The organism is Salinibacterium amurskyense (assembly GCF_002797685.1).
Classification (GTDB): Bacteria; Actinomycetota; Actinomycetes; order Actinomycetales; family Microbacteriaceae; genus Rhodoglobus; species Rhodoglobus amurskyensis.
Genome location: NZ_PGFH01000002.1, coordinates 112,254 through 125,529, shown reverse-complemented (window position 1 = coordinate 125,529; position 13,276 = coordinate 112,254). Strand labels below are relative to the sequence as shown.

The window sequence follows — 13,276 nt, the reverse complement described above, 5'->3', positions numbered from 1 at the left end:
GATCTTCGCATGGCTGACGAGCTAGACCCGATCGACACCAAGATTCTCACCCTTCTCTCGCGGGACGCCCGGATGAGCAACGCGGCAATCGCGAGCACCGTCGGCATTGCGGCATCCACCGCTCACACTCGAATCAAGTCACTCTTCGACCGCGGTCTCATCACCGGGTATCACGCCGCGCTCAACCAAGCGAAGCTCGGGCGTGGGCTGCAAGCGATCATCGGAGTCTCGCTGCGCCCAGGTGCCCGCCAGGAGAGCATCCAAGCCTTCACGGAAGAAATCCGTCGGCTGCCCGAAGTGATTCAGTTGTTCTTCGTGGGTGGCGGTGACGACTTTCTCGTGCACATTGCGGTCGAAAACTCCTCAAAGGTTCGGCTATTCGTGGTCGACCACCTGTCGGCCCGCCACAGCGTTGCCTCCACCAATACGAGCATGATCTTTGAATACCACCGCAACGCGGTAGCTACCGACTTTGCCTAGAACATCCTTGCCATTCTGAACACGCCCCTCATAGGCTCGCTAAATGGCAGATAACCTCAACTTCACTGGAACCATCATCAATCCGGAGTGGATGCCGAGCTGGTCGGTGATCGAAATTCCCGACTCAAAAGACTTCTTCGGAACAGGAAAATCCGTCAAGGCGACCGCCGCGGTTGACGGCATCGCCGTGACTTCGGCGCTGATGCCGACCGGCCAAGGGAACCACTTCATCTCCGTGAGCGCGGCACTACGCAAGAAGCTCAAGAAAGATGTCGGCGACGAAGTGCAGGTTCACATCGAGCGCTAGAGGTCCAGGCTAGAAAAGGTCGAAGCGCGGGTTCGCAAGCGGCCAGTCTCGTTCGATCCATGCCGGCACGAATTCGTTGAGTGCCGCTTCGAGCTCGGTGCCGACGTACTCGTCCCGCACCCACCAGGAGATGTCAGCATCCGCTGTCTCGTCCTCGCTGGGGTCGATGTACACACAGCCGATGAGTTCGGTCTCGTCCGCGTCGAAGAGCGCGAAGTTGAACGACTCATTAGTTTCCATCTCGTCGGCATGCCGCTGCAGATCGGCGCGATCTTGCTCGGCAGTCATCGACGCCGGCGGCCAACCCCAGGCCTCGCCATAGATCGACCACAGTCGTTCCCGCGAGCCCATTACGGCATCCATATCGAGCTCGGTATCGGAGGCGCGGATCGGGCGGAGGTGGTGCCCAGTTGACAAAGCGACGTGGGTCGGATGCTGCCAGCCCGCGGGCAACCACGATTCAGTCGATGGTGACATGTCGCTGGGGTCAGTCATTGGGTCCTTCTTCACTGCCGCGCCGTCGCGATTGTGAGTGGCACGATCATATGCCCGCAATCCCTGCAGAGGGCGAAGTCTCGCTCTGGCAGCTACTCGCCACCCCACGCGGCGAGCGCCGTCACGACGCTTTCCACGAGAGCGCTGAAGCTGCGTTCGCGGTCGACGGGCAATTCGAAGGCTCCGCCCGTTTCGAGCGAGACAAAGCCGTGGAGTGCTGAGCGGAGAAAACGGGTGGCATCCACAGCGTCGTCGTCGCGCAGGCTGTAGCCCGCTAAGACAGCGAAGATCACCGCAACGCTCGCGGCTGACACGGCCTCGTCATCCGCGTCATCCGGTGCTGCTGCACGCACCGTCAACGGATACTGCCCGGGATGCCGCAGCGCCCAGTCACGGTAAGCGATCGCGATTCCGCGGATGGCGTCGTCGCGCGAACGCCCCACTGCGGCCTGTTCCATTGCCGCGGTGAGCTCTGCCTTGGCAGCGAGCATGATGCCGCGCCGCAGCCCCTGCACTCCATCGACATGCTTATAGAGGGAAGGGATTTTCACGCCGAAGCTAGTTGCGACCGCGGCCAGGTTGAGGCTCTCGGAGCCGTGCTCGTCCAGGAGCTCGGCAGCCCTCTCGATAACGGCGGCCGAGCTGAGCCCAGCCCTAGGCACGGTGTCCTTCTGGGTTCAGCCCTGACGCATCGCGCCCAGAAGCACCGAACCCTGAAGCACTCAGGAACTCGAGAATGGCCGCGGCAGTCTGCTCAGGCTGTTGCGACTGCGGGTAGTGGCCGGCATCCTCGATCATCACGGTCGTGGCGCTGAGCGCGCAGCTGATCCAGTCCGCCTCCGCGTGCGGGTCAGGAAAGTCGGGATCGTTGGTGCCCATAACCACCAGCGTAGGGGCCGTGATCGATGCCAAGCTCTCCCCCGCTTTCACGTGATCGGTGCGCGTGGTCTCGCTAAACGCACGTGCATAACCAGGCCGGTGGAGCGCCGCGATCACCGCATCCCGATACTCGGCAAAGTCGCGAGGCTTCGTTCCCGCGTAAAGCTTCGGCAGGTAGCCCTTCCACACCGCGGCGGCCCAGGGACGCGCCATGAGGATGCGCATCACGAACTTCAGGAGCGGGTTCGCGGATGCTGGCTCCCGCACGAACGGGCCTACCAGCACGAGACCGGCAACGAGTTCGGGTGTTTCGGCCGCGGCAATCACCGCAGCGCCAGCACCCATCGAGTTGCCCACGACGACGGCCGGGGCATCCAGCTGCCGCAACAGTGCAGAGATGTCGGATGCCGTTGCCTCATCACCATAGGAGTCGAAGCCCACGCTGCTATCGCCCTGGCCGCGGAGGTCGGTGGTGACGACCCGATAGCCGGCAGCCGCGAGCGCGGGAGCCAGAAAGCGGTAGGTGGAGCGCAAGTCGCCCATGCCGGGGACGAGGAGGAGAAGGGGGCCGCTGCCGCGCTCGTCGAAAGCGATCGTGCCGCCCGGCACCGTGAGGTACTGGGTTGCTGCATCGGTTGAGTGTCGGTTCGTCATGTGGCTAAGTTAGTTAGCCAAAAGGCTAGTGTCAATAGCCGACTTGCCCGTGACGTCATTAGATTGCCGCACCTGCCTCACCCGCCGCGGCGGCCCCACCCCGTCGCGCTACCCCGCCGTGAGCACTGTCCAGGTGTCTCCGCCATCGAATGACTCGACGAGTCCGCGCTCGTCAATCAGGGCAATGCGGTCACCCTCTGCCCCAACCGCAAGGGCGAAAGCTGTGCCCTGCACGGTTCCGCGGTCAGACCACGCCTCTGTCTCCGCCGAACGCACCCAGACGATGCCTTCGACATCCACTCCCACGAGCACACCAGGCGCTTGCGGCGCTGTGGCAAGCAAATACAGCAATGGCGCCCCCACTGTCAGCGCGAATGACTGCCCCGCATCATCGCTCAGCGCTAGGCCATCTGGCGTGGTGGCGTACAGACGGTCAACACTGCTCGGATCAGCGACGAGTGAATAGGCTTGGATGCTCGCGCCGGCGCTCCAGGTCGCGCCCCCGTCTGCGCTCACCGACAGCGGTGCGCCATCCGATGACAGCCCGTACAGCCGGCTGGGGTCGTTGGGGTTGACCGTCAGCGCATGAAAATCTGTTTCCGCGGCCAGCGAGATGCTAGCCCAGGACTCCCCCGCATCAGCGCTTGAGAGCAGCCCCAAGTTGGGACCGTCAAAGGCGTTGGAGCTGGGATCCGGATGCCCCGAGACGAAGTATTGGTCGCCCGCCGCCGCGAAGCCCATCGCGTCGAACGACTCTCCGCCGAGCGGACCGCTCAACTCGCCCGTGGCATCCACCCGGTAAACACCCGAATGGCTCGCCACGAGAATGTTCTCGCTGGAGTCGATGCCGAGGCCATGCACGTGCTCGAAAACGCTGAGGGCTGACGGCGTGCTGTCGGCCTCCACAATCGGCGTTACCGCGGTGCACCCGGTCAAGGCAATAGCGGAAATGGTTGTCACGGCTGCGAGCGCACCGCGGTTCATGATGATTTTGTTCTTCACTGTGTTCCTTCTCGTTCGTACTCAAATCGGCGGCTCCCGAAAGGAGCCGTAAAGATCTCGGCTAAGCCGACATCCCGCCGATTAGGTGCGATTGATAGAAAGAGCGTGAAGCGAAGGTGCGGGAGCGCCCAGAATGGCGCCGGTGTTCAGCGAGTGAGAGGCCGGAAGCGGACCCGCAAGTGCACACTGCGAGCGCAATGACGCCGGGGCCACGACGCCCGTCAAGGCCGCAATCGGCGTGCACTCCGCCATCGACATCGACGAATCGGAGTCGCTGGGGCAGGGACAATGTTCGACGCTCGAAGGTTCCGAGTCGTGCGATGCTGCGGAGGATTGGGCGACGGCGTGGCCGGTCACGGCCGGAGCCGCATCCGCCGCAACCGAGTGCATTGCGAGAAGCGCCACCACGGCCAGCAGCGTTGCGATCACCACGAGGGCAGCGCGAAGCGATCGAACAACGTTCGTCGCCTGCTCCATCACGGTCACCGCCCCTGCCTTACTCTCCACTGATCGTAATCGACGACGCGCTCTCGCTAGCTGAGCGCTAACCGAGGGCGGAGACCTGACAGCCGTCAGTCGACAGCCGCTACCAAGAGCGGGCCGTGATTTTCAGCGACGCGCTTCTGTACGCAAGTGATACGTCAGCGCCTGCCGCACACACTCGCGCACCTCGTCGACCGGCACAACATCGCCAACGTTGAACAGCACCGCGCGCTCGCCCTCGTAGGCAAATGTATCGCCGAACTGGGCCCGAAAGTCGCTGACCAAGTTGGTGCTGCAGATGAAGAACATCGCGTAGTCGTGCGTTGACTTCGCGTTCGTCGGAGCGATGCGAATCGTGCTTCCGCTTCGCGTCTGGCTCGTGAGGTACGCCGGCTCGCCCCACTTGAGCGTTTCGGTGATCGCACCAACACCCTCGGTCTCGGATGCCGTGCTGAGAATCAGTTCGCGAAGCGTGAGCAGCTCGGTGCGGATCGCCTCCGGGTAGTCAGCGAAGGTCGCTGCGACCTCGGGCGGCATCATGACTTCTCCTGACCGCGCACCATCTCTGCGATCCACAGCGGCGCGTAGGGCGACGTGCATCCCGGCGAGGTCGGGTAGTCCTTCAACACCTCGAGCCGTTCACCAATCTCGAGTGCCCGCTCCCGAAGCTCCGCGTGCTCGATGCCGATATAGGCGAGCGTGTTGTTCATCTCCCACTGCAGTCGATCCGGGGCATCCTTCATCTCGGTCTCGACCACATCGAGCAAACTAGGCAGATCGAGCCCGTCAGCGTTCTTGCGCACCCGCTCGGCCGTCAGCGCCCAACCGGCACTGCGCACGCTGGCATCCGAGTCAGCCGTCCACGCCACGCGCAACTCTTCGGCATGTGGGCTCTTCTTGACGACATAGTTGATCAACCAGTCGCGCACCTTTGATGCTCGCGCCTGGCGCTCCATGGCATCCAGTTCGTCGCGAGTGAATTCTTTGGGCTTGCAGATCAGCAGGGCTACGAGTTGCGCGGGAGTCTCGTCCGTCGCCCACAATTCAACGGCGAGTGGATGCTGCGTCTTGAGCCGCTTGGCAATGGCCCGCAGCTTGCTCAGGTTCACCCCGTGGTCGTCGCCATGCCGTTCGTTCACGGCGCGAACCTTGGGGTCCGCGAGCGCGGCCAATTCAGCTATTACCTCTACTGCCGCAGCGCTCATCACCCCTCCGACGCTACTCCCCCACAGCGCCGCGGGCGAGCGATTGCATCTCTGAAAAACGTATCCGCTCAGTTAGTTGCTTAAGGTAAGCAATATAGTTACCCTCGCTAAGTACTTAAAGGAGATGAGACTTGCTAGATAAAACGGATGCCACGGCCATCCTCACCGGAATGGTGACGATCAGCCGCACCTTCCGCAAGGCCGCCCAGCGCAGCCGCGAGCGCAGTCTCGCCGGCACCAAGTACGGCTTTCTGCGCCATCTCTTGGAGGGCGATGCGCGCCTCGGCGAACTCGCCCACCAGCTCGTTGTCTCCGCCCCCGTTGCCTCGCGCGCTGTCGAAGCGCTCGAAGCCGAGGCTCTCGTTGAACGCCGCACCGACCCTCTCGACGCCCGCGCGGTGCTCATCTCCATCACCGAGCAGGGACGCGCAGCGCTTGCCGAGGGCGACAGCCGCATCATCCACAAATTTGCTGCAGCTCTTGACGACTGGACCCCCGAGGAAGCCGAACGCGCCGTAGCCCTGCTCACGGTGCTGAATGAGCGACTGGCTGAGGTTCTTCAGCCCTCCGAGACTCCGGCCGACGCCGAATCGGGCACCGCGCCTACCACCGCGCCTGCCACTACTGCCCTCACTGACACCCGCACTACCGACGAAGACGAGATCTCTGAATGACCGCTCCCGCCCGCGCTACCACGCCATCCCCCGATCACTCCGGTGCCCCTGTGACCTACACGCACCGCGAAATTTTGCAGGTGATGACCGGCCTTCTCGCCGCGCTCTTCACCGCCATGATCTCCACCACAATCGTGTCGACCGCGCTGCCGACGATCATCGCCGAGCTCGATGGAACCCAGCGCCAGTACACCTGGGTCATCACGTCGAGCCTGCTGGCGATGACGATCACCACGCCCATCTGGGGCAAGCTCTCTGACCTCTACGACAAGAAGCTACTGACCCAGCTCTCGATCATCTTCTTCCTCGTCGGCTCGATCGCCGCAGGCTTCGCGGGTTCGATCGGCGTTCTCATGATCGCCCGCGCCCTTCAAGGAATCGCGATGGGTGGCCTCACGGCCCTCGTGCAGTCGATCATGGGCTCGATCATCGCTCCCCGTGAGCGCGGACGCTACGCCGGCTACATGGGTGCCGTTATGGCCGTGGCCACCGTCTCCGGCCCGCTGCTGGGTGGCGTCATCACCGACTCGCTCGGATGGCGTTGGTGCTTCTTCGTCAGCCTTCCGCTGGCCGTAATCGCCCTCATCGTTCTCCAGCTGAAGCTGCACCTGCCCGCGACCGTGCGCCGCCAGACGCGCCTCGACTACCTGGGCGCACTGCTCGTCTCGATCACTGCCGCCCTGCCCATGCTCTGGGTAACCTTCGCGGGCAACGACTACGACTGGATCTCGTGGCAGTCGGGCGTCTTCCTCGCCGCTTTCCTCGTGGTCGGCCTCTTCGCCGTGATCGTCGAACTGCGCGCGCCCACCCCCATGATTCCGCTGCGCTTGCTCGGCAACTCGACCACCATCTGGATGATCGTGGCCAGCGTCGGCATCGGTGTCGGCATGTTCGGCTCGGGCATCTTACTCACCCAGTACTTCCAACTCGGCACGGGAGCGAGCCCCACGCAGGCTGGCCTGATGACCATCCCGATGATCATCTCGCAGCTGCTCTCCGCCACCATCGGTGGTCTCATCGTCAGCCGCATCGGTCGCTGGAAGCCCGTCATGCTCGTCGGTAGCGTCTTGCTGCTCGCCGGCCTCACGGGCCTCGGCACGATCACCCACGACACCGCCTACTGGACCGTCGCGATCTACATGGTGCTCATGGGCGTCGGCATCGGTGCCCTCGTGCAGAACGTCGTGCTCGCCGTCCAGAACACCGTTGACGTGAAGGATGTCGGATCAGCCTCGGCTGCAATCGCCTTCTTCCGCTCGCTCGGCGGCGCCGTCGGCGTCACCGTTCTTGGTGCGGTGCTCACCAATCACGTCAGCACGAACATCGTGGACGACCTTGCCGAGATCGGTGTCGACCCCAGCGCCCTCTCGAACGGCTCCGGCGAAACCAGCCTCGATATCACCGGACTACCCGAAGCCATTCAGACCGCGTTCCACCACGCCTACGCGGATGCCTTTGGTTCCGTCTTCATGATCGCCGCGCTCGTGACCGCCACGGCCGTCATCGCGATTGCGGTAGCTCGCGGCTCGGTGCTGCGCACCACGATCGGCATGGCGCCGCCCGCCGGAGTGACGACCGACAAGGCTGACGACGCTGACAAGCCCGGCAAGACTGACACGGCCGACACGGCCACCGACGAACCCGCCGACGAGAATAAGGACTAAGCGAGCTCGCGGATGGCAGCGACGAACTCGTCAATGTCGGTGGCCTGGTGCGCGAACGACACCACGATGCGCACGACGCCGGCCTCCCAGCGGTTGGCGTAGAAACCGAAACCGCGCTCGTGGAGAGCATCGGTCAATTCGTCAGAGAAGATCGCGAAGATGATGTTGCTGCCGGGTTCGCTCGTGACGGTCACGCCCGCGACATCCGCGATTCCGGCACGCAACCGTGCAGCCATAGCGTTGGCCTGACGCGCGTTGTCGAACCAGAGATCATCGGTCAAATAGGCATCAAGCTGGGCGGCCTGAAAACGCATCTTCGAGGTGAGCTGCCCGCCGCGCTTGTGGCGGAACGACAATTCGGTGGCCAAAGTCGGGTCAAAGCAGACGATCGCATCCGCTGTGAGCGCACCATTCTTGGTGGCACCGAACGAGAGCATGTCGACGCCCAATTTCCAGGTCATCTCGGCCGGGCTCACATCGAGGGCGACGATAGCATTCGCAAAGCGGGCGCCATCCATGTGGATGCGCAGGCCGGCCTCGCGCGCAATGCTCGTCAGAACGCGCAATTCGTCGATCGTGTAAACGCTGCCCGTCTCGGTGACCTGAGTGATGCTGAGCACGGAGGCCTGAACGCTGTGCACGTCACCCACCCCCACCTTCACAGCTGCGCGTAGTTCATCGGGGTCAATTTTGGAATGCTCGCCGCCGAGCAACACGATCTTCGAGCCGTCAGTAAAGAACTCGGGAGCGCCGGCCTCATCGTTCTGGATGTGGCTGTCGCGGTGAGCAAGGATGCTGCCCCACGGGCGCGTCAGAGCCGCAAGCCCGATACCGTTCGCTGCGGAGCCCGTGCCCACCGCAAAGACGTCGAGCTCGCACTCGAACGCGGCCGCCATCTTGGCGCGCATCTGAGCCGTGAGCGCATCGTTTCCGTAGGGGGCCGCAGGGCCGGCGGATGCCGCGACAACGGCATCCAGAATCTGCGGTGAAGCACCAGCAGCGTTGTCACTCAAGTAGCCACGCAGAATGGAGTCGGTGGGGGTCATGGCAGCTTTCTGAAACGAGAAAATAGGAAATGCCAATCGGATGCGCCTCGGGCCCTAGGCCTCGAGCGCTACTAGACCGAATCGCCACCGCAGAAAGCGATCCAGTCGAGTGTTCGGCAACGATCAGCACTGCTCCGAGCCACTCTTAGTCGATGATAACTCCCGGCGAGCGGCGCCGGATAGACGTGATGGCACCTCACTGCCTCCGTGCAGGTTAATTGCGCTCTACGCAACGACACGACGCCCTTTCTAGGGCTATGGTTCACCACCTGCGGCGCGGTACCCTTAAAACATGAGCATTCTTGCAGCGGTCAGCAACGGCGGACCCGAAGCATCAGCAGCATTCGCAGTCATCTTCATGATGGTCTTTTGGGTCGCCTACATCGGCTTCTTCGTAGTCCTCGGGCTGACTTCGCTCGCTGTCTCAGTGCTGGCTCTCGTTTCCCTGTATCGCAACCGCGACAAGCTGCGGGCGATTGAACTTGCCGTGTGGGTGGGCATCTCGCTGGTCGTCACCATCGTTGGCCCGCTCTGCTGGTTCATCATTGGTCGCCGAAAGATGCTCGACGACGTGCGCGCACACGAGCAGCCAACGCCCGCCTGAGCAACGAATGTTACGAACATTGAAAATGCTCTAATGAAGGCTCGACAGATCAGCTCGTGAGGAGTTGAATCTAAGGAGAGCACAACCGCACCGCCGTGGAATTTATCCCCGCAGTGTCTGAGGTCTTCAATAGTGTGAACTCGAAGGAGTAGAAAACTATGACGATTGCCGCGCCCCGGCCGACCGAAGGTTCAGCAGACCGTGCACGCCCCACCGTCGCTTGGACGACCATCCAAGCAGGCCTTTGGGTGGGCAACGCCGCCGGCGAATTCGCCGGCATGATCGAGCGCAGCGCCGCCGGGGAGTTCTTCATTACCGACCACCGCGCTCGCCCATTGGGAACGTGCGCCACTCTTGACGAGGCCAAAGCGCGCCACCAGCGGCAGTTCCAACTGAGTCAGCCCAGCACCAAGCCCAAGATTTAGGGCTCGCCCTGCCATGGTCGTCACCGGCCATGGCATCCGCAGATCGGCCAACTAGAATCGCCGCATGAGCAGATTCAATGACGCGTCCTTTGTGGGCATTCCAGCGCTGAATCTGCCGACCAACTCTGTCATCGGAGCCCGATAATGGGCGCCGGGCACGACCACGGAGCGGGCACCAACAACCGCACGCGACTACTGATCGCCTTTATCATCACGGTGGGCGTCGTCATCGCCCAGGCTATCGGCGCCATCGTCACCGGCAGCCTTGCGCTACTCGTCGACACCGCGCACATGCTCACCGACTCTGCGGGCCTCTTCATGGCGCTGATCGCAGCCGGCCTCATGCAGCGCCCCGCCACCAACAAGCATTCGTGGGGCCTCAAGCGCACCGAGGTTCTCAGCGCAATGGCGCAGTCGAGCCTGCTGTTTGCCGTCGGCATCTATGCCCTCATCGAAGGTGTACGCCGCCTCTTCGATCCCCCCGAGATTCAAGCCAGCAGCCTCGTGATCTTCGGAATCATCGGCCTGCTCGCCAACCTTGCCGCCATGATCGTGCTCACGAGCGGGCGCAACTCGAACCTCAACATGAAGGCCGCGTTTCTCGAAGTCGTCAACGATGCGCTGGGCTCGGTGGGTGTCATCCTCAGCGCCATCGTGATCGCGCTCTTCGGCTGGTATCAGGCGGATGCCGTGGTCGGCATCCTGATTGCCCTACTGATCGTGCCCCGCACCATCATCCTGCTCAAGGCCAGCCTGGGCGTGCTCTTGGAGTCCACGCCCAAGGGCATCGACCCCGAAGCAGTGCGCGCCCACATCATGGAAATGGATCACGTCACCGACGTGCATGACCTGCACATCACCCGCATCTCATCCGATCTGCCCGTGCTCACCGCGCACGTCATCGTCGATGACTCGTGCTTTCGTGACGGTCACGCCGCCGAAATGCTGCCCGCTCTACAAAAGTGCGTTGCCGAACACTTCGAGCTCAGCATCGAGCACTCCACGTTCCAGATCGAGCCCGAGAGCAACATCGGCGAAGAGCACGTTCACCACCACTAAGCGATGCGTGGAGGGGTCAACGGGGCTACGCCGTGCGGTCAGTCACAATCGTGGCGATGAGATCGGCCTGCGCCAGCGAACGCGCACGAACCGTGGGCAAGTGCTTCTGAAGTGATGTGGCGACCTCGGTGCGTGCTTCGGCGAGCTGTTCGAAACGCTTCACCAGCGCACCCAACTCAGCTTCGCTGTGGGGCATCGCCCACTCTTCGGCGTCGAACATTTCGAGCACTTCTTGGTACTTGTGGCTCCACCCGATTACGAGAGTGGGTACCGCCATTGCCAGAGCTGAAACCATGGCGTGGAAGCGGCTCGCAACAAAGAGATCGCATTCGCCGATGATGTAGCGAAGCTGCTGCGAAGGCAACTCTTTATCGATGAAGAGAAGGTTCTCGTTGGCGCCTACGCGTTCGAAAACTTCACGACACAGCGGCAAGTCGTTGTTGTGGGTCTTCGTGGAACCCTCGCGGGCGCTGTGTGGCAGGAGAACAACCTTGCGGCCAGACTCCAGCAAGTGCTTGACGAAGTCGGCTGTCTGCCCGATGTAGTCACCATCGCGAGCATCGACCTTCTTCTGCAGGACAACACTCGGCGACAAGCCAACGACGGTGCCCGACTCGAAGAACGACATGTCGAACTGCTTCGAAACCTCGTCACGCTCAGTGCCGTCGAGTTCCAACGAGAAAGCGTAATCGGCGCCCGCGAAGAGATTCGTGAGACCGAGACCCTCAGCGAACTCGTGCGTCTTAGCTCCGCGCGTGACAATCGTGTGCACCTTGGGCAAGAAGAAGCGTGCTGCCCGACGGTTGACCGGATTCGTGAACGGGCCGATAGCCTGCGCGCACTTGAACACGGGAGTCTTGACGAACATCGCCGGAAGAATGGATGCCACGTTGTAGAGCAAAAATTTCTCACGGCCATCGGTGAAGGTGATGCCACCCTGATCGAGAAGAACCTGCGACTTCGCCAAGGCGCCAATCGCCTTCGAGCGTTGGCGGAGCAACGGGCGAAGGGGCGGAAGGATGCGGTACAGCAGTGCCAGCGAGTTGATCGTCACGCCGAGCTGACGCGGCTGGGCCGCCACAATCTCGAGGTTCTCGTACACGTTCTGGGCGCGATCCTCTTCGGGATACATGCTGAGAAGAGTGAAACTAACACCGGGCACGCGCGGGCTCAGCGTTTGAATCGCACTTTCGAGCATCGCCGAAGCGCCTTTGTTGCCCGCGAGAGCGGAGCCAATGATGGTGATGTGGGGAGCGGTCATTTGTTCGACTGGCCCTTCAGTTTCATTGCCGTGTAGCCAGGACCAAACTCGATTCGCTTGGTGCGCTCCATCGAGTCTTCGAGCAAGATGCGATTGATCCGCATGAGGTCAGCGAGCAGGCCGAGCGCAAAGCTCAGCAGTCCGCCCACGAGTAGCGCTGCACCCAGAATGAGCGACTGAATGTGGTCGCCCGATGTGCCCGAGAGCCACAGGATCAAGTAGCGAACGAATGGAATCAGCGACGCGACCGTAAGCCCCGTGCCCAGCGGCAAGAAGAACGCCAGCGGGCGGAACATGAGATAGCTGCGGATGATCGCTCGAGCGGACTCTCCCACGTGTTGCCACATGGAGGAGAACAGTCGTGACTCGCGAGTCTTGGCATTCGTCTCGACGGGAACGCTCGCGAGACGCATGCGCTTGTGACCGGCCTGGATAATCGTTTCCATGCAGTAGCTGAACTCGGTAACGACATTGAGTCGCAACAGCGACTCACGCGAGTACGCTCGGAATCCGCTCGCTGCATCCGGAACGTCAGTGCCGGCGGCCATGTTGACAACGCGGCTACCGAAACGCTGAAGCAAACGCTTGAACGGCGAGAAGTGCGCAATGGTGGCCGTTTGGCGGTCACCGATCGCGATATCGGCAGAACCATTCATCAGCGGTGCGATGAGGTCGGGGATGCGATCTTGAGGGTACTGATTGTCACCATCAGTGTTGACGACGATGTCGGCACCCTGCGCAAGCGCGTAGCTCACCCCATCAGAGAAGGAACGAGCGAGCCCGCGGTTGCCCGAGTGGCGCACGAAGTGGGTGACGCCGTGCGCTTTCGCGACCTCAATAGTGCGGTCGGTCGAACCGTCGTCGATCACGAGGATGTGCAGTTCATCTACACCGGGGATCTCGCGAGGGATCGACTCGAGCACCATCGGAAGAGTCGTCTCTTCATTCAAGCAAGGAATTTGAACAAAAACTTTCACGAGAAAATCAGCTCCAGAAACGAAAAGGTTGCGGTGCAAACCTTAAATTGCGGTGGCGAAC

General features: G+C 62.2%; 17 protein-coding genes. 7 read left to right on the top strand and 10 right to left on the bottom strand.

The window, feature by feature from the left end:
• Window positions 1–9 precede the first annotated feature (9 nt).
• Window positions 10–480 (top strand): Lrp/AsnC family transcriptional regulator, encoded by a 471-nt coding sequence (locus CLV85_RS09745; protein ID WP_100389443.1) that lies wholly within the window; start codon window positions 10–12, stop codon window positions 478–480.
• A 43-nt stretch (window positions 481–523) separates the two neighbouring features.
• Window positions 524–787 (top strand): DUF1905 domain-containing protein, encoded by a 264-nt coding sequence (locus tag CLV85_RS09740; protein WP_100389442.1) that lies wholly within the window; start codon window positions 524–526, stop codon window positions 785–787.
• 9 nt (window positions 788–796) lie between these two features.
• On the opposite strand, the gene CLV85_RS09735 is transcribed toward CLV85_RS09740, so the two are convergent.
• The 7 genes from CLV85_RS09735 to CLV85_RS09705 form a co-directional block, all read right to left on the bottom strand.
• Window positions 797–1,282, bottom strand: a complete 486-nt coding sequence (locus CLV85_RS09735) for a GNAT family N-acetyltransferase (protein ID WP_100389441.1) — start codon at window positions 1,280–1,282, stop codon at window positions 797–799.
• A gap of 92 nt (window positions 1,283–1,374) precedes the next feature.
• Window positions 1,375–1,944: a TetR/AcrR family transcriptional regulator gene (locus tag CLV85_RS09730; protein ID WP_100389440.1), complete on the bottom strand. Its 570-nt coding sequence runs from the start codon at window positions 1,942–1,944 to the stop codon at window positions 1,375–1,377.
• A complete protein-coding gene (locus CLV85_RS09725) occupies window positions 1,937–2,815 on the bottom strand; it encodes an alpha/beta fold hydrolase (RefSeq protein ID WP_100389439.1) in 879 nt (292 codons plus the stop codon). The genes CLV85_RS09730 and CLV85_RS09725 overlap by 8 nt, the downstream gene beginning before the upstream one ends.
• 108 nt (window positions 2,816–2,923) lie before the next feature.
• Window positions 2,924–3,817 carry a F510_1955 family glycosylhydrolase gene (locus tag CLV85_RS09720; RefSeq protein ID WP_100389438.1) on the bottom strand — a complete coding sequence of 298 codons (894 nt, stop codon included), beginning with the start codon at window positions 3,815–3,817 and terminating at the stop codon, window positions 2,924–2,926.
• Window positions 3,818–3,898: 81 nt separating this feature from the next.
• Window positions 3,899–4,294, bottom strand: coding sequence for a hypothetical protein (locus CLV85_RS09715; RefSeq protein ID WP_100389437.1), 396 nt, complete (start codon window positions 4,292–4,294; stop codon window positions 3,899–3,901).
• A gap of 132 nt (window positions 4,295–4,426) precedes the next feature.
• Entirely contained in the window at window positions 4,427–4,840 is a 414-nt protein-coding gene (locus CLV85_RS09710) for a DUF1801 domain-containing protein (RefSeq protein ID WP_100389436.1), read from the bottom strand.
• Window positions 4,837–5,505 carry a DNA alkylation repair protein gene (locus CLV85_RS09705; RefSeq protein ID WP_100389435.1) on the bottom strand — a complete coding sequence of 223 codons (669 nt, stop codon included), beginning with the start codon at window positions 5,503–5,505 and terminating at the stop codon, window positions 4,837–4,839. Before CLV85_RS09705 ends, CLV85_RS09710 begins: the two co-directional genes overlap by 4 nt.
• Before the next feature lie 131 nt (window positions 5,506–5,636).
• On the opposite strand from CLV85_RS09705, the gene CLV85_RS09700 reads away from it, so the two are divergent.
• Both CLV85_RS09700 and CLV85_RS09695 read left to right on the top strand, forming a co-directional pair.
• Window positions 5,637–6,179, top strand: coding sequence for a MarR family winged helix-turn-helix transcriptional regulator (locus CLV85_RS09700; protein ID WP_100389434.1), 543 nt, complete (start codon window positions 5,637–5,639; stop codon window positions 6,177–6,179).
• Window positions 6,176–7,843, top strand: coding sequence for an MDR family MFS transporter (locus tag CLV85_RS09695; protein ID WP_229820563.1), 1,668 nt, complete (start codon window positions 6,176–6,178; stop codon window positions 7,841–7,843). The genes CLV85_RS09700 and CLV85_RS09695 overlap by 4 nt, the downstream gene beginning before the upstream one ends.
• Here the strand turns inward: CLV85_RS09695 and CLV85_RS09690 are convergent.
• Complete coding sequence (locus CLV85_RS09690) at window positions 7,840–8,889, bottom strand: threonine aldolase family protein (protein WP_169925813.1); 1,050 nt, start codon at window positions 8,887–8,889, stop codon at window positions 7,840–7,842. The two genes, CLV85_RS09695 and CLV85_RS09690, sit on opposite strands and share 4 nt — an antisense overlap.
• Before the next feature lie 292 nt (window positions 8,890–9,181).
• Between CLV85_RS09690 and CLV85_RS09685 the strand changes: the two genes are divergently transcribed.
• From CLV85_RS09685 to CLV85_RS09675, 3 genes are all read left to right on the top strand, one after another.
• Entirely contained in the window at window positions 9,182–9,493 is a 312-nt protein-coding gene (locus tag CLV85_RS09685) for a PLDc N-terminal domain-containing protein (RefSeq protein ID WP_100389433.1), read from the top strand.
• Between the two features lie 158 nt (window positions 9,494–9,651).
• Complete coding sequence (locus CLV85_RS09680) at window positions 9,652–9,918, top strand: hypothetical protein (protein WP_100389432.1); 267 nt, start codon at window positions 9,652–9,654, stop codon at window positions 9,916–9,918.
• A gap of 144 nt (window positions 9,919–10,062) precedes the next feature.
• On the top strand, window positions 10,063–10,977 hold the full coding sequence (locus CLV85_RS09675) for a cation diffusion facilitator family transporter (protein ID WP_100389431.1): 915 nt from the start codon (window positions 10,063–10,065) through the stop codon (window positions 10,975–10,977).
• A gap of 25 nt (window positions 10,978–11,002) precedes the next feature.
• On the opposite strand, the gene CLV85_RS09670 is transcribed toward CLV85_RS09675, so the two are convergent.
• Window positions 11,003–12,238, bottom strand: coding sequence for a polysaccharide pyruvyl transferase family protein (locus tag CLV85_RS09670; RefSeq protein WP_100389430.1), 1,236 nt, complete (start codon window positions 12,236–12,238; stop codon window positions 11,003–11,005).
• Entirely contained in the window at window positions 12,235–13,188 is a 954-nt protein-coding gene (locus tag CLV85_RS09665; protein WP_308430453.1) for a glycosyltransferase family 2 protein, read from the bottom strand. The genes CLV85_RS09670 and CLV85_RS09665 overlap by 4 nt, the downstream gene beginning before the upstream one ends.
• Between the last annotated feature and the right edge of the window lie 88 nt (window positions 13,189–13,276).